Origin of the sequence: Streptomyces sp. NPDC050509, assembly GCF_044457965.1 — a bacterium.
GTDB lineage: Bacteria > Actinomycetota > Actinomycetes > Streptomycetales > Streptomycetaceae > Streptomyces.
The window spans coordinates 323,821-341,102 of record NZ_JBITHL010000010.1; the positions used below are offsets into that span (position 1 = coordinate 323,821).

Consider the following 17,282-nt stretch of genomic DNA (forward strand, 5'->3'; position numbering starts at 1 on the left):
ACACGGGGAAGGCGGGGTTCGACAGCCTCGAAGCGGTGCCCTACTCCGCCCCCGCTGCCTTCGCGGCGGCCGGCTCCGGCGGGGCAGGAACCTCCGTCGGCGCTCCGCGGGGGATGAGACTCGCGAGGGTGAAGGTGAGGACACCGGCGCCGGCGCCCAGGGCCAGGACGGCCCGCAGGCCGTTCTCCGTCGGGATGAGCACGCCGTGGAAGTCGGTGGTCATGTGGGCCAGGATCAGGCCGGCGACGGCGCTGGAGACGGTCGTGCCGATGGAGCGCATGAGTGCGTTGAGGCCGTTGGCGGCGGCGGTCCCGGACACCGGCACGGCTTCCATGATCAGCGCGGGCAGCGCGCCGTACGCGAAGCCCACTCCGGTCGCCACGACGCAGGAGGCCACGATGACCTGCCAGACCCCGGACATCATCGCCATGGTGACGAGGTGGCCCGCTGCCACGATCGCGGACCCGATCATGAGGGTCACCTTCGGCCCCTTGCTCCTGGTGATACGCGCTCCGTACGGAGAGACCGCCATCATCACCAGGCCCTGCGGAGCCATCACCAGGCCGGTGACGATCAGGGACCTGCCCAGACCGTAGCCGGTGGCCTCCGGCATCTGGAGCAGTTGCGGCAGCGCCATGTTCATCGAGAACAGGACGAGGCCCAGCGCCAGCGCGGCGAGGTTGGTGAGCAGTATCCGCGGTCGTGCGTTGGTACGCAGGTCCACCAAGGGCTGCGGCGTGCGCAGTTGGAACCAGCCCCACAGCGGCAGCACGATCACGGCCGCGGCGAACAGGGAGAGGACCGTGCCGCTGCCCCATCCCCAGTCGGCGCCCTTGGAGACCGCGAGCAGCAGGCAGACCAGGCCCAGTGCCAGGCCGGCCGCCCCCATCAGATCGAAGCGCCCGCCCGTACGCGCCCTCGATTCGGGCACCAGCAGGACGACGAGTCCGGCGGAGACGGCGCTGAGGACCGCGGAGACCCAGAACAGTACGTGCCAGTCGAAGTTGTCGACTATGACCGCGGAGACGGGCAGACCCAGGGCGGCGCCGACGCCGAGGGAGCCGACCATCGCCGACATCGCCCCAGGCAGCTTCTCGGCGGGAAGTACCTCACGCATGATGCTCACGCCCAGCGGCACCACGCCCGCCGCCAGGCCCTGCAACGCCCGGCCGACGATCATCGGAGCGAGGGAGTCGCTCAGCGCGCAGATCACCGAGCCCACCAGCATCAGGCAGATGCCGAGCAGGAACATGCGCCGCTTGCCGTACATGTCGCCGAGCCTGCCCGTCACAGGGGTGGCGACAGCGCCGCACAGCAGCGTGGCCGTGACGGCCCAGGCGGTGTCCGAAGCCTTGGCGTCCAGCAGTTGGGGCAGGAGGGGAACGATCGGGATCACCAGGGTCTGCGTCAACGCGCCGATGATTCCGGTGAGGGTGAGGGCCGCCACCATGGCATCCAGCCGTGGTGGCGGCGAATTCCGCGCCTGGGCGCCCGGCGGGTGTGTTCTGGACATGGGTGGGGCCTCCGTGTGTCTGGTGCGGGGCTGAGGGCGGCCACGACGCGCCGGGGTGGGGGTTCCTCCCGCGAGCCTCGGCCCCGGTGCGCCGGCCTGGAGCGCGTTGGTCACCAGTGCGTCGTGCCAGGGGTGCGGGTGGACGGCCTCGGGCGGCACGCCGACGGCCAGGACTCCGGTCGGTGTCTCGCCGGTGCGGTACGCGGCCACGTACCGGCGCTCGGCCACGTCGCCTTCCATGAAGGCCACTTGCTCGTGGTCGCTCAGGTATCCGTACGCCTGGATCCTCACGTCGTACTGGGCGGACCAGAGGCAGGGCACCGGGTCGAACTGCTTGCGGACGTCGGGGTGGAGCAGGCCGCGGGCCGCGGCCATGCCCTGCTCTCCCCTGTCGGTACGGCGCTCGAACCACATCGGTGCCCCGAAGGGCGGGTGGTGCCGGCGGGCGACGTCGCCTGCCCCGTACAGGTTCGGCGCGACACGGCAGTACGCGTGCCTCCTTCCCCGCGGCCACCTCACCTGGATGCGTCGGTTTCGGCGATCGCGGTCGCCGCGTTCTTCCGGCGTCGGTTGCGGCGCCTGAGGAAGAGGGGGACGCCCACGGCGAGGGCGCCGAAGAAGACATACGGGACGTAACCCATGATGTCGACCACTCGGTGCCAGTTCTCGCCGAGCAGGTATCCGGAGCCCAGCAGTACGGCGTTCCAGATCAGGCTGCCGATCGAGGAGAGGAGCACGAACTTCGGCAGTGCCATCCGCTCGACCCCGGCCGGTATGGAGATGATGGGACGGACGACGGGAAGCATCCGGCCGAACAACACCGCCTTGGCGCCGTGCCGGGCGAACCATGCCTCGGCGCGGTCGACGGTTTCCGGCTTGATGCCCGGGACCTTCACCAGCAGCGCTCGCGCGCGGTCACGGCCGAGCCGCGCGCCGAGCGTGTACTGGACGAGACTGCCCGCGACCACTCCCGCGGCGGCGCAGACGATGGCGACGCCGATGTTGACGGCGCCCTGGCTGGCGGTGTACCCGATCAGCGGCAGCAGCACGTCGACGGGGAGGGCCCCGAAAACCAAGCTGTCCAGGGCGGTGAGCACCCCGACCCCGAGCCCGCCGAGTGCGTCGATCACATCGAAGGCCCAGCCTGCCACGCCCCCTGTCGGTTCGCCGGTGGTCTGGGCGAGGTACAGCATCATGCTTCTCCTCCGGGGACCTCGGCAGTAGCTGCCGAGGAATGGTGGGGGGTGTGGTGGAACGAGAGGTGAGGAAGCAGGAAGAGCCGCTCCGTGGCCCCTACTCGGCGTCGGTGGCGGGCATGTGCGCGGCCGTGCCCGCCGGCGCGGGTTCTCCCGCGGAGTTGGCGTCCCGGTTGTGAGGCCGGCGGCGCCGGTGAGGCCGGAGCGTCCGCCCGTGCGCACCTTCGACTCGGACACGAGCAGCCCGACGAGGACGGCCACGACGGCCACGACGGTGCCGAGGGCAGCGGCGGTCCAGCCCCTGCCAGTCGTGGTTCTCGGCGACGAGCGCGGCGATGGGAAGGCCCGGGGAACCACCGACGCCGAAGAAGCCGTACCTCAAAGGCGGTGGACGTGGCGAGCCTGTCCGCAGGCAGAACATTCCGCATGACGCTGATGCCCGCCCCCTTGAAGGTGCCCCAGGCCGGCGGCATGCGGCGTTTGCCGTACATGTCACCGAGCCGTTCCGTCACCGGTGGTGGCGAGGGCGGCGCACAGCAGGGGGGCGGTGGCCACTCGTGGGGGTACGGAATTCCCCGCCTCGGTGGTGGGGGGACAGAGCGGGGACATGGACGAGGCCTCCGTGTGGGGGAGCCGGTGGGGACGGCGATACGGAAAGCGTGTGGCTGTCACAGGGCCGGTCGCGTCTTACGGAGCTCCTGAGCCCTGTGTCGCGTACGCGCGTGTCGCCTACGTGCGTGTCGCCCACGGCCGATTCGGCACGGCGTGGTGCCAGGCGGCGCGGACGGCGATGACCTGCCGCCATTGCCGGACGGCCTTGGCCGGCATGCCGACCGCGAGGGCTCCGGTGATCCGGTCGCCGGAGCGGTACGCGGCCAGGAAGCGGCGCTCGGCCACGTTCCCTTCGACGACGGCGACTTCGTCATGGCCGCGCAGGTAGCCGTACGCCTGGATCTTCATGTCGTACTGGTCGGACCAGAAGTACGGAACCGGCGTGAACGGCTTGCGCGCCCCGGGAGCGGCAAGCAGGTTGCGGGCGGCGGCCATGCCCTGCTCGGCCGCGTTGGTGCGGTGCTCGATCCGCATCGAGGCGCCGAACAGAGGGTTGTACCAGCGGGCGACGTCCCCGGCCGCGTACACGTCCGGCGCGGCCTGGCAGTACTCGTCACAGACCACGCCGTCGTCGACCGTGAGACCGCTGCCGGCCAGCCAGTCGGTGTTCGGCAGTGAGCCGATCGCGACCAGGATCTCGTCGCCCTCGACGACCTCGCCGCCCGCCAGCCGCACCCCGTTCCCGGTCACCTCCGTGACGGTGACCCCGCACCGCAGCTCCACGCCCCGCTCCCGGTGAGCCTGTGCCAGCGCCTGCCCCACCTCACGGCCCACCGCATGCGCCAGCGGTACCGGCGCCGGCTCCAGCAGGGTCACTTGAGCGCCCAGCGTCGACGCCACCGCCGCTGCCTCCGCCCCCAGGAATCCGGCCCCGACCACTACCAGTCGCCGTCCCGGTCCTATCCGGTCCCGCAGGGCGAGCGCGTCGTCGAGGGTGCGCAGGACGTGGGCGACACGGTCGCCGGGAAGGCGCCGTGGCCGTACGCCGGTCGCGACGACCAGCCGGTCGTACGGCACTGTCGAGCCGTCCGCCAGCCGCACCAGACCCGTGGCGGGGTCGAGGCCGGCCGCGGCGACGCCGAGCCGCAGGTCGAGGCCGAGGGCGGCGAGGTCCTCGGGAGTCCGCAGGGCCGTCCGGTCGGCGTCCCACTGACCGGACAGGACCTGTTTGGACAGCGGCGGACGGTCGTAGGGCGGGTGGGGTTCGTCGCCGACCAGGGTCAGCGTGCCGTCGTAGCCTTCCCGGCGCAGTGTCTCGGCCGCCGCCAGCCCGGCGGCCGAGGCACCGACGACCACGATCCGTTTCACAGCTCGGCCAGGCGGATCGCCGCGGCCGGGCAGACGGCCACGGCCTCCCGCACGCCGTCCAGGAGTTCGGCGGCGGGATGCTCGTCCAGCACCACGGCGACGCCGTCCTCGTCCCGTTGGTCGAACACCTCAGGGGCGACCACGACACATTGTCCGGCCGCGACGCATTTCGGTTCGTCCAGCTCCACACGCATGGTTCTTGTCCTCATGTTCTTCAGGGGGGTGGGGCTTCAGGGGGTGGGGCTTCAGGAAGTGGTTCTTCAGAGGGGGTCTCGCGACTACCAGGCGACGGGCAGTTCGTGCACGCCGTAGACGACCATGTCGTGCCGGAAACGCACCTCATCCAGGGGTACGGCCAGACGCAGGTCCGGCAGCCGGCGCAGCAGCGCGGGCAGGGCCTCCTGCAGTTCCACGCGGGCGAGGGACTGGCCGAGACACTGGTGTACGCCGTAGCCGAAGGCCACATGTCCGCGGGCATCGCGGTCGAGGTCCAGGGCGTCCGCGGTCTCGAAGACGGCGTCCCGGTTGGCCGAGGGCACACCGGAGACCAGCATCTCGCCCTCCCGCACGAGGTGACCGCCGACGTCGAGGTCCTCGGTCGCCACGCGCACGAGCATGTCCTGGGCGATCGACAGGTACCGCAGCAGTTCCTCGACGGCGCCGGCGACCGTCTTCGGATCATCGGCGTCCCGGATCCGGGCGGCCTGCCCGGGGTTCTCCAGCAGGGCCAGCGTCCCCAGCGCGATCATGTTGGCCGTGGTCTCATGCCCTGCGTGCAGGATGACCATGCTGTTCATGGCCACGTCGTGGTGGGTGAGCTCTCCGGTGACCACCCGCTCGGTGATCAGCCGGCTGATGAGGTCGTCCCCCGGCTCGCGCTCCTTGCGCTTCACCAGGTCCAGGAGGTAGCCGAACAGTTCGCCGCTCGCCGCTTTCCTCTCCTCCTGTGGGGTTCCCTTGCGCATCAGCGTGGCGCTGCGGGTCTGGAAGAAGGCGTGGTCGTCGTAGGGCACCCCGAGCAGCAACGAGATCACCAGGGACGGAATCGGCAGGGCGTACGCGCGCACCAGGTCCGCCGGCGAACCTGCGGCGATCATCTCCTCCAGGAACCGGTTGACCAGCGACCGGACGTGCGGCCGCATCGCCTCGACCCGCTTGACCGTGAACTCTCCGGTGAGGGTGCGCCGGATGCGGGAGTGCTCGGGGTCGTCCATCCGCGGGAACGCCTGCGGCTGGCCGTGCTGCTGGGTCTCCATCAGCTGCGGGTAGCGATGTCCGTCGGCGCTGAGCCGCGGGTCGCCCAGTAGCTGCTTGACATCGTCGTACCGGGTGACCGCCCAGGCGATGCGGCCATTGCTCAGCCGCACCTGGGTCAGCCCGTCGGCGCGCCGCCAACCTGCCTGTACGGGGGGCGGGTCGAAGGGGCAGCGAGGGGAACGCGTGCCCGGGTAGTCGGGAAGATCGGTGCCGTCGTTCGGCTGGGTCCGGTCGGTCGCCGTACTCATGGTTACTCCTGTGGGGAGGGGGGTGGACGAGCAGTGATCCGCCGGAGCAGGGCGCGCAAGGCGCCTGCTCATGGCCGGCGTGTGGCACTCCGCAGCGGGGCCGTCCCCGCGCCGCCGATCCGCGCGTACGCCAGGGATCCCGCGAGCATGCGGGTGGCGGCGACCGGGGCGACGGCGGTGCGGCAGGGCACCCGGGTCGTGTCCGTCACCAGGCGATCGGCAGCGCGTGGACGCCGTAGACGTTCATGTCGTTGCGGAACCTGATCTCCTCCGGAGGCACCGCGAGCCGCAGGCCGGGCAGCCGGCGCAGGAGCACGGGCAGGGCGATCTCGAGTTCGGCACGGGCCAGGACCTGTCCGAGGCACTGGTGCACGCCGTGTCCGAAGGCCACGTGTCCGCGGGCGTCGCGCCCGATGTCGAGGCGGTCGGGGTCGCTGACGAAGCCGGGATCCCAGTTGGCTGCCGAGAGGTTCATGACCAGGAGGTCACCGGCGCGGACGAGCTGGCCACCGATCTCGATGTCCTCCTTGGCCACCCGGGTGACCAGGCTGTGCACGATCGTGAGGTGGCGCAGGAGCTCCTCCACCGCGGCCGAGACCACCTTCGGGTCGTCCGTGTCGCGGATCCGCGCGAGCGCGTCCGGGTTCTCCAGCAGCGTGAGGGTGCCCAGCGCGATCATGTTCGCGGTGGTCTCGTGCCCGGCGTTGAGGAGGATGAAGCCGTTCACCGCCAAGGTCTCGCGGCTCAGCCGCCCTTCCTGGAGGTGCTCGCGCGCGACGCGGCTGATCAGGGCGTCGTCCGGTTCGCGTTCCTTCTTCCCGATGAGGTCGAGCAGATAGACGAAGAGCGACCCTCTGGCCTTCTGCTTCTCCTCCTCCGTGGCGGTGCGGCTCATCAGGACGGAGGTGATGTCCTGGAAGAAGGCGTGGTCGTCGTAGGGCACCCCCAACAGCATGGAGATCACCAGGGACGGAATCGGCAGCGCGTACGCCTGGACCAGATAGGCGGGGCTGCCGGAGGCCACCATGGTGTCGATGAACTCGTTCGCCATCTCCTCGATGCGCGGGCGCATGGCCTGTACCCGCTTGACCGTGAAGTCCTTGGTCAGCATGCGGCGCAGCCGGGCGTGTTCGGGGTCGTCCATCCGGGGAAACATCTGGGCGTCGGGGCCCATGCCGATCTGCTGTATCGGGACCTCTGCGCTGATCCGCGAATCCGTCATCGCGGCCGTCACGTCCTCGTACCGGCTCACGGCCCAGGCGGCGTGGCCTCTGAAGCTCACCCGGCGCAGACCATCCGTCTCACGCCACTCCCGGTACTCGGGGGCGGGGGCGAGAGGACAGCGTGCGTCGCGGTCACCGGGGAAGACCGGAAGACCGGTGGCGTCATCGATGTCGGTCGTGGTGGACATGAGAACTCCTGGAGCGTCGTGGGGGAAGGCGCCGAGGTACTGCTGAGCGAGCCGTCGTGACCTGGAAGAACGCAGAGGCACTGCGCGCGTCGTGGGCAGCGCGCCGCGCTCGGCGTTCGCCACTCACCGGATCACCGCGAACCTACGTACGGCAGGAACTGGCAGTTGACTGCCAGTTCCATGGTGCACCTGACGCAAGTGGCAGTCAACCGCCTCTTTGCTACTCTGTTCTCGTGGCCACCGATCCCGAGCGACTCCTGCGGACCGACGCGGCCCGCAACGTGGAGCGAATCCTCCGCTCCGCCCGCGAAGTCTTCACAGAGAGCGGGCCCGACGCGCAGTTGGACGAGATCGCCCAACACGCAGGGGTCGGCAGCAGAACGCTCTACCGGCGTTTCCCCAACAAGGCCGTCCTCGCGAAGGCCGCCTTGGAGCAGGGCATCGCCGAGTGCATCGCTCCCGCCATCGAACAGGCGCTCCTCGATGACGACCCGCTACGTGCCCTCACCTCCGTCATCGACGCCGCCATGGGGCTGGCCGCCCGTGAGCACAACACTCTGGCCGCCGCGAGAAACGCCGGCGCCGTCATCTCGGACGCGATCGGCCCGTTCTACACATCGCTGACCCTGCTCGCCCGGCGCGCCCAGCAGGCCGGACGTATCCGCGCCGACCTCGTCCCGGAGGACCTGCCCAGAATCATGGCCATGCTCTTCAGCCTGCTGTGGACCATGGACCCGGCCGGCGACGGCTGGCGCCGCTACCTCTCCCTCATCCTCGACGGCCTCTCACCGGCGGCGGCGACCCCGCTTCCCGAGTCCGTCCCGCTGCGGCCATCACCACGATCTGGAAACTGGCCGATCTGACGCGAGGGCCGAACGGCGCCCCTCGGCGGGACACTCGCCCCTGCCCAACGGACGGAATTTCCGTACGGCATCCCGGCATCCCGGCACCCGTCAGCGCGCTTCCGGCAGGCCAGGCCAGAAAATCAGCGTGACCGAATCCGGAGTCGCCCAAGGGCCACCATCCCCTCGGGACAACGGAAGAGACATGGCGGTGCTGCCGGGTGCGGCGCTACCGACGCGTCGCGACTCCATCGGTTCACCGACGTCCGGAAGGCGAGCCGCCCCGCCGGGAACAACCGGTCCGGTCGGCACAGTTGCCATCGAGGGACCGGCACGGTCGGGGAACACGGAGACCGCGAGGTCGTCCGCCCCACCAGGATCCGGGCCCCAGGATCGCGGTACACGCCCGCCGCGCACTCGAACCCAGACGTACTTCCGCAGGAGGACTGTTTTTCATGACCGACCGGCCCTTGACGCTCATGGCAGTACACGCCCACCCCGACGACGAGGCCACCAGCACCGGCGGGGTCCTCGCGCGGTACGCGGCGGAAGGCATCCGCACGGTTCTCGTGACGTGTACCGACGGCGGTTGCGGTGACGGGCCAGGGGGTGTCAAGCCGAGCGATCCCGGCCACGATCCGGCGGCCGTCGCCTCGATGCGCCGCCAAGAACTCGAGGCGAGCTGTGACGTCCTGAAGATCAGCGATCTGGAGATGCTGGACTATGCCGACTCCGGGATGACGGGCTGGCCGAGCAACGACGCCCCCGGATCCTTCTGGCAGACCCCCGTGGAGGAAGGCGCCGCCCGCCTTGCGGAACTCATGCGGCACTACCGACCCGATGTGGTCGTCACCTATGACGAGAACGGTTTCTACGGCCACCCCGACCACATCCAGGCCCACCGCATCACGATGGCGGCGCTGGAGATGACCGAGCTGACACCGAAGGTGTACTGGACGACCATGCCCCGCTCGATGATGCAGCGGTTCGGGGAGACCATGCGCGAGTTCCAGGAGGACATGCCGGAGCCGGATCCTGCCGAGGTCGCCGCGATGGCCGAGATCGGCCTCCCCGACGATGAGATCACCACGTGGGTGGACACCACCGCGTTCAGCGGCCAGAAGTTCGATGCGCTGGCCGCGCACGCCAGCCAGGGCGAGAACATCTTCTTCCTCAAGATGGGCAAGGAGAAGTTCGGCGAGTTGATGGGCATGGAGACCTTCGTACGGGTCAAGGACGCCACCGGCGCGGCCGTACCCGAGAACGATCTCTTCGCCGGACTGCGCTGATCCGCCCGTCCGGCCGGGGCCCGGGAAGTTCATCGGCCCAACTGGCTCACCCCGGCTCCGTTGGAACCGCGGGCCAGACATTCCAGGGGTTCGGCGCCGATACGCACAGTGACTCGGCCCGGGCCGGGGGGTGTACTCAGCCCCACCCCCCGGCGGGTCCGTACGCCCAGTGTGCCGGGCTCTCGTTCTCCGTAGCGTCATGGACATGGCGCAGGGAGCGCCTTGCGGAGAGGACGGCGGACATGTTCCAGCGGACGAGCGGAACCGGACCCACCAGGAGCGGTGGAGCGCCGCGGCAGGTCGGGGGCGGCGGCGTTCAGGGTCGGCGCAGCGGGCTCGTTCTCTTCTTCGCTGTCACGTTCACGACGAGCTGGGCCTTCTGGCTGATCGCGATCGCGCTCGGCGGATCGCCGACGAGCTCCCCCACCGCCGTTCCCTTCCTGCTCGGTGGCTTCGGCCCGGTGTTCGGCGCGATCGCGGTCCGGGTGCGCCGCACTCGTCGTGGGGAGCCCGTACCCGCTCGTACGGTGAAATTCCGGCAGGGCGTACGGCTGTTCTGGGTGCTGCCCCTACTGGTGCTGGCATCGGCGACCGTGGTGGCGGGCGCGCTGCTCGCGGAGTTCCTGGGTGGTACCAGGGTGAGCCTGACCGAGGGCAAGGAGCTGGTGTCGACCGTCGGCGGAGTCGTCCCGTTCTTCGTCAGCATGCTGATCGCCGGTCCGTTGGCCGAGGAGCCCGGCTGGCGCGGCACTGCCTATCCGCGCCTGCGGGCGTCCATGGGCCGTCTTCAGGCAGGCCTTCTGCTGGGTGCTGTCTGGGCGGTGTGGCATCTGCCGCTGTTCTTCATCGAGGGAACCGTCCAGGCCGCGTTCGGTCTGATCAGCTGGAGTGGCCTGATGTTCTCGCTCAGCGTCCTGCCGGTGGCGCTGCTGACCGGTTACGCCTACGAGCGGGCCGGAGTCGCGGCGGCCATCGCGGTTCATCTCGGCTTCAACGCGACCATGGCCGTGTTGACCGTCGAGTCGCCCCTGACGCAGGCATACATCCTGGCGGTACAGGTCGTCCTCGCGATGACGCTGCTCGCCACGCAGCGCGACCGCCGGACGGACCCGCCCGGTCAGGCGGCCCCTCACCCGCAGCCGTTGGTCACCGCCGCGTCGCGTCAGGCCGGTGGGACCCGAGGCTGATCGACGGCCAGCTCGTCCGCATGGCCCGGCCGCCAGAGGCGGAGCCGGGCCCCGGGCTCGTGAAGCACTTGTGAATACCCTGTGGAGCCGATGTCAGTGGGGCCGCCTATGCTGCACCGACGATCACGCGGTTCAGGGGAGGGCGCGGCATGTTCGACAGGCTGTTCGGTAGGGGTGGGGAGAGACCGGGTGCGGATCCGTACGCCCTTCCCGCCCCACGCAGGCGGAAGAACGGGATGTACACACTGCGCGCGCTCGGGGACACCCGGGTGCTCGCGCTGGTGGAGGCGGCCGACGCGGGTGACTGGGAGGCGGTCAAGGCGGCACTGACCCCCTTCGATCTCGGCCGCGACCACCATGTCCTGGGCCAGCTCGCCGACTTGGGCGGCGTGGAGGAGTGGATCGGCCGGGCCGTCGAGGAGGACAAGGAGCACCGGGCGACGGCCCTGCTGATATCCGGGGCCCGCCACATCATCTGGGGCTGGGAGGCGCGCACCGACGCGCGTGCCAAGAACGTCACGCAGGAGCAGTGGCGGGTCTTTCACGAGCGGCTCCGCATCGCCGAGGAGCAGTTGTTCGAGGCCGCCGAGTCGCGGCCGGAATGGGTGACGCCGTGGCGCCGCCTCCTCACCTCCGGCCGCGGTATGTCGCTGGGCCTCGCCGTCAACGAGACCCGGCTCGACGCCGCCCTGCGCCGCGACCCGCTGGACCTGGAGACCCACCTCGAATGGGTGTCGCAGTCGCAGCCCCGCTGGGGCGGCGAGCCGGGCCAGGCCCTGGGGTTCGCCCGCGACGCGTTCGCCCGCGCCCCGCAGGGGCACCGGCTCGGCTGCGTGGTCGCCATGGCCCACATCGAGGAGTGGGTGGAGTCGGACACGGCGGAGTGCCTCGAAACCCCGGAGATCCAGGCCGAGTTGCGGAACGCGGCCGACCACAGCATCCTCCACCCCGCTTACCCGCGGCGCCCGGGCTGGCAGTACGACTTCAACACGTTCGCCATGGCCCTGTCGCTGGCCGATGAGCGTCACACGGTCCGGCGCGTCTTCCAGGCCCTCGACGGCGCCTACACCGACTGGCCCTGGACCTACTTCGCGGAGCCCGAGGAGCAGTTCGACCGCCGCCGCCGCGTCTGAGCGCACGCCGGTCCCCGTTCCGCCCGTACCTGTCGCCCCTCCCACTCCGGACTGCCCATGACTCTGCCCGACATCACCGCGAACCCGTCCGGCGCCGACCACACCTTCCAGGTGGATCTGCGCGGCCTGGTCGACCTCCTCTCCCACCACCTCTACTCCAGCCCCCGCGTCTACCTGCGCGAACTTCTCCAGAACGCGGTGGACGCGCTCACCGCCCGGCGCGGCCTCGAACCGGCCGCCCCCGCCGACGCCTTCGGTATCCGCCTGTACGCCGACGGTTCGGTGGTACGCGTCGAGGACGACGGGGTCGGTCTCACCGCGGACGACGTGCACGCCTTCCTCGCCACGATCGGCCGCAGCAGCAAGCGCGCCGAACGGATAGCGGAGCAACGCGGCGATTTCATAGGGCAGTTCGGCATCGGCCTGCTCTCCTGCTTCCTGGTCGCCGACGAGATCCACGTCATGACCCGCTCCGCCCGCACCCCCGACGCGCCCACCGTGGAGTGGCGGGGCCGCGGCGACGGCAGCTACACCGTGCGCACCCTGCCCGCCTCCGCCCGCCCCCGGCCCGGTACCACCGTCACCCTGACGCCGCGCGCCGACGCGGAGGAGTGGACCCGGCCGGTGCGGGTGCACGCGCTGGCCCGGCACTTCGGCTCCCTGCTGCGCCACCCGGTGACCTTCGACGACGGCACGGGCGGCCCGGGCGCGTCCGTCAACCCTGATCCCGCCCCCTGGGCGCGTACCTACCCCACGCCGGGGACGCGTGCCCGCGCGCTGGCCGCCTACGGCGAGGAGGTCTTCGGGTTCACACCGCTGGACACCATCGATCTGGACCTGCCGGCCGTCGGCCTGAAGGGCATCGCGTGCGTGCTGCCCGAGGCGGTGCCGGCCGGGCGCCGCCTCGGCCACCGCGTACACGTCAAGGGCATGCTGCTGTCCGAGCAGGCCGCGGAGATCCTGCCCGAGTGGGCGTTCTTCGTCCGCTGCGTGGTCGACGCCGAGAGTCTGCGCCCGACGGCGTCCCGCGAGTCCCTGTACGAGGACGACACCCTCGCCGCCGTCCGCGACACCCTCGCCGAGCGGCTTCGCGCGTGGATCGCCCGGGCCGCCGCCAGCGACCCTGACCTGCTCGCCCGCTTCCTCCAGGCCCACCACCTGGCCGTGAAGTCGCTCGCGGTGCACGACGACGAGATCCTGCGGATGCTGCTGCCCTGGCTGCCGTTCGAGACCACCGACGGGCACACCACCCTCGACGGGTTCGCGCGCACCCACCGCACCGTCCTCGTGACGTCGAGCGTGGAGGAGTTCCGGCAGGTCGCGGCGATCGCCTCGGCCGCCGGGCTCGGCGTCGTCAACGGCGGCTACACCTACGACCGTGAACTGGTCCACCGGCTGCCCGAGATCAGGCCCGAGGTCAGCGTCGCCGACCTCGACCCGGCGACCCTCACCGCCCACCTAGACCCCGTCGACCGCGAGACGGAACTGGCCGCGGCGGCCTATCTCGCCCTGGCCCGCGACGCCCTCGCCGTCTTCGACTGCGATGTCGCGCTGCGCACCTTCCAGCCCGCCTCCGCCCCCGCCCTCCTCGTCGACAGCCGCGACGCCCGGCACGAGCGCACCCGCTCCCAGCTCGCCCGTGAGCAGGAGGGCGGCCTGTGGGGCGACATCCTCGGCGCGCTGCGCCAGGAGGCCCCGCGGGCCCAACTGATCCTCAACCAGCTCAACCCGCTGGTCCGCACCGCCATCGCCATCGACGCGCCCGAACTGGCCCGCACCAGCGCCGAAGCCCTCTACGGGCAGGCCGCGCTGCTGTCCCGGCGCCCGCTCAGGCCCGCCGAGTCGAGCCTCATCAACCGCTCCTTCCTCGACCTTCTCGCCCATGCCCTCCGCAAGGACAGCTGACGATGCCGACCGCACCCCAGACCACCGATGAGCTGTACCAGGCGCTCCAGGAGAACGACCGGCGCCCCTACGGCCGCACCCGTACCGTCACCGCCGAGGAACTCGTCGAGGCGGCCGAGCAGTTCGACGAGCCCGTCCCGCTCGTCCGCGCGCTCTTCGAACTCCAGGAGGCGTACACCTACGGCTCCGAACCCCGGAAGTCGCCCGTCGTCTTCGCCCGCCTGCTCACCCTCTTCGACGAGCAGCCCGACGTCTTCGACGAGCGCCTGCGCCACATGCTGTTCTGGCGTTTCAAATGGGTGGCCAACGCCCTGCGCGCGCTGCCCGAGATCCCGCTGGCCAGCCTGCGTCAGTGGCTCACGGAGATGAGCGACCGGTACGAGAAGGCCGGTCTCGGCCTCCAGCCCTCCTACGGACAGGCGTACCAGCTCGCCGCTCACCTCGGCGAGGACACCACCCTCGCCTACGAGCTGTGGGCGGGCCGCACCCGTACCCCGCTCAGCGACTGCGAGGCCTGCGAGATCTGCGAGCGCGCCCTGTACCACCTCGCGGCGGGCGACGACGAGCGGGCACTGCGCGCCTGGGAACCCGTCCTGGCCGGGAAGGAGTCCTGCCAGGAGGAGCCCGCCCACTCCGTCTCGCACGCGCTGTTGCCCCTGCTGCGCACCGGTCGCACCGACCGGGCCCGCGAACTGCACCTCGCCGGTTACCGCGGCTGCCGCCGCAACCCCGCCATGTCCGGGGAGGTCGGCCGGCACCTGGAGTTCTGCGCGCTGACCGGCAACGAGGCACGCGGCCTGGAGCTGCTCGCCGAGAACCGGAGCCTGTTCGACGAGGTGGACTCGCCGCTGGACCTGCTCGACTTCTCCACCGGCGTGGAGGTCCTCCTCCAGCGCGTCGAGCTCCTCGGCCACGGCGAACTGCCCGCCGCCGGATACGCGGGCCGTACCTGGACGGTGACCGGCCTGCGCGCCGAGGTGCGGGGCCGCGCCGACGACCTCGCCGCCCGCTTCGACGCCCGCAACGGAACCACGGCCCACACCGACCGGCGCAGGGCCCGCCTCGACCGCGCCCCGCTCCGGGACGCACTGGAACTGACCCTGCGCACCCGCGGCCTCGACGACGTGGCCCCGGCCGCGCCGGCCGCCGCGCCCGCCGCCCCCATACCCGTCGCCGTCCCCGAGTCACTGCCGGAACTCATCGCCCAGGCACGGGCGTTGGACGAACAGGGGCACCCGGACGCGAAGGCCTGCTGGGCGCGGCTGCGTACGCTCGTCACCGCCCGCGGCTACACCCACCCCGACGACCCGGCAGTGGGCCCGCTCGTACGACTGCGCGCGGACCTGCTGGACGACGAGGCGAGCCGGGCCGGCGAGCAGGACGAGTTCGCCGACGCCGTCGCCCTCCACGAGGAGGCGGCGGGCCTGTACGACGACGCCGGAGCGCCGGGTCACGCGGCGCTCGCCCGCGCCTGCGCCCTGCTCGCCGCCGCCGAAATCCCCGCGGAGGGCGCCGACGGCGCCGAGGCGAAGGCCGCCGCGCTGACCGCCGCCCACGCGTCCATGGTCCGCCTGCACGAGGAGACTTCCGGGCTCGCCCCGTACCAGGAGGCTCGGCTGCTGCGGCTGCGGGCGACCGCGCTCGGCCTGCGCCTTCAGGCCTCGCGGAGCGAGGAGCACATCGCGTCGGCCTTCGCCGAGGTGGACCTGTTGCACGCGTTCGCCACCCGGCACGAGATCGCCGGGCAGATCTCCGGCGCCCGGCTGCTGCGGGCCAGTACCTGCGCCGTCTCCGGTGACCTGCCAGCCGCGGTCACCGAGATCGACGCCCTCCTCGACCTGCTGAGGGCGCACGGCCCCGCCTGGCATCTGCCCCGCACGCTCGTCCTGCGTGGCCGGTGCCAACTCGGCCTCCAGGACGCGCGGTCGGCCCACGCGGACCTGGCCGAGGGCCTGCGGCTGGCCGCCGACTGGTCGGCCGACGTGGTCGGCGTCTCCCGCCTCCACGGTGATCTGGCCGAGGTGTGCATGCACCTGGGCCGCCCCGACGAGGCACTGCGGCACCTGACCCGCTCGGCCGAGCTGGACCTTCGCCGCGGCAGCCGGACCGAGGCGTTCTGCACGTACAGCAACGCGGCCCAACTCAGCCTCGACCTGGGCCGCTTCGAGGACTGCATCGCTCTGCTCGACTCCCTCCTGGCCGACCCCGCCGTCGCCGCCGGAGAGCTGGACGACCGGCTCGTCGCCCAGTTGCGCCTGTCCCGCGCCCGCGCGCTGCACGCCGGGGAGGACCTCAAGGCCGCCACGGCGGAGTTCGTCGCCCTCGCTGCCGAGTCGGCCGGCTGGGACGACGACCCGGGGAGCCACGCCATGATCGCCGCGGAGACGGCCATGCTCCTCGGCGAGTCCGGCGCGTTCGGCCGGGCCCGCGAGGTCGCGGACCAGGCCCTCGCCGCCCACGCCCGCGCCCCGCGCTACGAGCAGCTCAGCAACTGCCTGCGCGAACTCGCCCGCCTCCAGGCCCATCAGCAGGGCTCCGACGGCCTGGCCGACGCCCTCGCCCACCTCGCCGAAGCCGGCCGGATCGCCGACGAGGCCCGCGCCGCCGGGTACCAGGCCCACGGCCGCTCCCTGGACACCGCTCTGGCCTACGAGCACGGGCGGGTCCATGCCTACGCCGGTGAGTACGAGGACGCCCTGGCAGCCCTGGAAAAGGCCCTCGCCCTGCTCGGCGAGCCGGCGGAGGGGGACCGCCCCGACGAGTGGGCCGAGTGCGTCCGCCTCGCGGGCGCCGTGGAGGGCATCTACCTGGAACGCCCCGCCCCCGCCCTCACCCGCCTCGACGCGGCGGTCTCCCACCTGACCGCCCTGGGCCACCCGGCCGGAACCGAGCCGCTGACCTCCCTGACCTCCTTGGCGGCCCGGCTGCGCGACGAGAAGTGAGTTGACGGCCCGCGGTGCGGGGCACCTGCCGCGCTCAGCGCAACAGCCGCTCAGCGCGGCAGGCGCTCAGCGCGGCAGGCGCTCAGCGCGGCAGGCGCCAGGTGTGGACGTGGTCCCAGGTGAGGGTGCGCCACCAGCGGCCCCTGGCAGCGCCCGGTGGTGGCCGGGCGGCTGCTCCCCGTCGAGCAGTTGGTGGCAGCACGCTCTGACCGTGCCCGGTCAAGGGGGGGGGACCGGTGCTCACTTCTCAGGGTCGGGCCACGTCGCCACAAGTGCTCGCCGATCCGGAAAACGGGGACCTGAGGCCATCTCCTGGGTGGTCTCACCGTTGAGGCCCCGGTGTCCTAGTGTTATGCGCCTGAAATTCCGGCATTAAGTTGCTAGGGTTTCTGGATGTCGTTTCCGAGGCGTCCTTCCGTCGAGTTCGTGTTGACTGCTG

General features: G+C 71.4%; 13 protein-coding genes. 6 read left to right on the forward strand and 7 right to left on the reverse strand.

Annotation, left to right across the window (positions count from 1 at the left end):
- Nucleotides 1-40: 40 nt before the first annotated feature.
- From ACIBJC_RS28690 to ACIBJC_RS28720, 7 genes are all read right to left on the reverse strand, one after another.
- Nucleotides 41-1,888 carry an MFS transporter gene (locus ACIBJC_RS28690; RefSeq protein ID WP_399297288.1) on the reverse strand — a complete coding sequence of 616 codons (1,848 nt, stop codon included), beginning with the start codon at nt 1,886-1,888 and terminating at the stop codon, nt 41-43.
- Nucleotides 1,889-2,028: 140 nt separating this feature from the next.
- Nucleotides 2,029-2,709, reverse strand: a complete 681-nt coding sequence (locus ACIBJC_RS28695; protein WP_399297290.1) for a DedA family protein — start codon at nt 2,707-2,709, stop codon at nt 2,029-2,031.
- A gap of 729 nt (nt 2,710-3,438) precedes the next feature.
- The gene (locus ACIBJC_RS28700; protein ID WP_399297292.1) at nt 3,439-4,629 is read right to left on the reverse strand and encodes an NAD(P)/FAD-dependent oxidoreductase; all 1,191 of its coding nucleotides are present in this window, start codon (nt 4,627-4,629) and stop codon (nt 3,439-3,441) included.
- The gene (locus tag ACIBJC_RS28705) at nt 4,626-4,823 is read right to left on the reverse strand and encodes a ferredoxin (protein ID WP_399297294.1); all 198 of its coding nucleotides are present in this window, start codon (nt 4,821-4,823) and stop codon (nt 4,626-4,628) included. The genes ACIBJC_RS28700 and ACIBJC_RS28705 overlap by 4 nt, the downstream gene beginning before the upstream one ends.
- An 84-nt stretch (nt 4,824-4,907) precedes the next feature.
- On the reverse strand, nt 4,908-6,134 hold the full coding sequence (locus tag ACIBJC_RS28710) for a cytochrome P450 (RefSeq protein WP_399297296.1): 1,227 nt from the start codon (nt 6,132-6,134) through the stop codon (nt 4,908-4,910).
- A 68-nt stretch (nt 6,135-6,202) separates the two neighbouring features.
- Entirely contained in the window at nt 6,203-6,343 is a 141-nt protein-coding gene (locus ACIBJC_RS28715; RefSeq protein WP_399297298.1) for a hypothetical protein, read from the reverse strand.
- Nucleotides 6,340-7,545, reverse strand: a complete 1,206-nt coding sequence (locus tag ACIBJC_RS28720) for a cytochrome P450 (protein WP_399297299.1) — start codon at nt 7,543-7,545, stop codon at nt 6,340-6,342. The genes ACIBJC_RS28715 and ACIBJC_RS28720 overlap by 4 nt, the downstream gene beginning before the upstream one ends.
- A 233-nt stretch (nt 7,546-7,778) precedes the next feature.
- Between ACIBJC_RS28720 and ACIBJC_RS28725 the strand changes: the two genes are divergently transcribed.
- The 6 genes from ACIBJC_RS28725 to ACIBJC_RS28750 all read left to right on the forward strand — a co-directional run bounded on the left by ACIBJC_RS28725 (nt 7,779) and on the right by ACIBJC_RS28750 (nt 16,843).
- Complete coding sequence (locus ACIBJC_RS28725; RefSeq protein ID WP_399297301.1) at nt 7,779-8,408, forward strand: TetR/AcrR family transcriptional regulator; 630 nt, start codon at nt 7,779-7,781, stop codon at nt 8,406-8,408.
- Between the two features lie 434 nt (nt 8,409-8,842).
- Nucleotides 8,843-9,676, forward strand: a complete 834-nt coding sequence (locus ACIBJC_RS28730; protein WP_399297303.1) for a PIG-L family deacetylase — start codon at nt 8,843-8,845, stop codon at nt 9,674-9,676.
- Between the two features lie 242 nt (nt 9,677-9,918).
- Complete coding sequence (locus ACIBJC_RS28735; RefSeq protein ID WP_399297305.1) at nt 9,919-10,863, forward strand: lysostaphin resistance A-like protein; 945 nt, start codon at nt 9,919-9,921, stop codon at nt 10,861-10,863.
- 149 nt (nt 10,864-11,012) lie between these two features.
- Nucleotides 11,013-11,996: a hypothetical protein gene (locus tag ACIBJC_RS28740; RefSeq protein ID WP_399297307.1), complete on the forward strand. Its 984-nt coding sequence runs from the start codon at nt 11,013-11,015 to the stop codon at nt 11,994-11,996.
- A 57-nt stretch (nt 11,997-12,053) separates the two neighbouring features.
- On the forward strand, nt 12,054-13,901 hold the full coding sequence (locus tag ACIBJC_RS28745; RefSeq protein ID WP_399297309.1) for an HSP90 family protein: 1,848 nt from the start codon (nt 12,054-12,056) through the stop codon (nt 13,899-13,901).
- A gap of 2 nt (nt 13,902-13,903) precedes the next feature.
- A complete protein-coding gene (locus ACIBJC_RS28750) occupies nt 13,904-16,843 on the forward strand; it encodes a hypothetical protein (protein ID WP_399297311.1) in 2,940 nt (979 codons plus the stop codon).
- Nucleotides 16,844-17,282: the final 439 nt, after the last annotated feature.